We start from the raw sequence: 1124 nt of genomic DNA, 5'->3' as shown, positions 1-1124 counted from the left end.
CGCGCGTTAGTTAAATTACGTGTATTTAAGGTAGGCAAATCATCATGAATAGCTTGTGAATACCAGGGGGTAGACGCGTAATTACAGCAATTTAGCAGTATATGAAGTTATAATGCTGCGAATAAGATTAGAGTAATTACAACAATGCCGCTTTACAGCTAAATGGCTCAGCTGTTTAAATACAGCGCTGGCCGAGCAAGCCAATTTAAAGCATCTCATTATAAGGTTTTAGTTAAGGAGCGATTTTGAAAGCCACTTTATACACCCTCGTTGCATTAATAGCCTTTGCGGCAAATTCTTTACTTTGCCGTATGGCGTTAGCGCAAGGTTATATTGATGCGTGGAATTTTACAATTATCAGGCTCGTAAGTGGTGCCGTGTGTTTAGGCTTAATTATGGCTGTATATACGTATAACCTTAAGCGTAAGGGCGCGCTTAATGACGCTATTTTAAGTGATACCGGAAGTTGGCGAAGCAGTATTAGTTTATTGGTATATGCACTTTGTTTTTCTATTGCTTATATAGAGCTAGATACAGGCACCGGTGCGCTTATTTTATTTTCAGCGGTGCAACTTACCATGATTGGTTGGGGCATATATAAAAAAGAGCAGCTAAGTAAATTGCAGTGGGGGGCTTTTTTTGTCGCGTTAGCTGGGTTTGTGTATTTAATGTTGCCCTCTGCCGCTGTGCCTTCTTTGTTAGGGGCATCGCTTATGGCGTTAAGTGGCGTTGCATGGGGCGTTTACAGTATACGCGGTAAAGCGTGTGTATCGCCGCTGCGTACCACCGCCTTTAACTTTATTAGAAGCTTAGTGGCTATTCCTGTTTTATTACTTGTAGCAATAGGCTATTTAAAAACAGTAAGTATGCAAGGGGTGTTACTAGCGTGCGCCTCGGGCGCCATTGCATCAGGCATTGGTTACAGTATTTGGTATGTGGCCATGCCGCTACTAAAAAGCACGCAAGCGGCGGTTGTACAGTTATGTGTGCCTGTACTAGCTGCTATTGCAGGTATGTTGTTTTTATCTGAGCAGGTAACAGTGGAGTTTATTATTGCAAGCTCACTAATACTTGGCTCGGTATTGGTGTTTATATTAAATAAGCATACAGCGCGGTAATGCCAA

1 protein-coding gene is annotated in these 1124 nt (G+C 42.2%); it reads left to right on the top strand.

Features of this window, described 5'->3' with window-relative positions; translation table 11 throughout:
• Window positions 1–245: 245 nt before the first annotated feature.
• Window positions 246–1118 carry a DMT family transporter gene (locus B2R65_RS10675; protein WP_054982394.1) on the top strand — a complete coding sequence of 291 codons (873 nt, stop codon included), beginning with the start codon at window positions 246–248 and terminating at the stop codon, window positions 1116–1118.
• Window positions 1119–1124 lie beyond the last annotated feature (6 nt).

The sequence above is a fragment of the Pseudoalteromonas sp. UBA2102 genome, assembly GCF_002331165.1.
In the GTDB taxonomy this organism is placed as follows: domain Bacteria; phylum Pseudomonadota; class Gammaproteobacteria; order Enterobacterales; family Alteromonadaceae; genus Pseudoalteromonas; species Pseudoalteromonas atlantica.
Note: the sequence above shows the minus strand (reverse complement) of the source record. Positions and strands in the feature narration are given on the sequence as shown.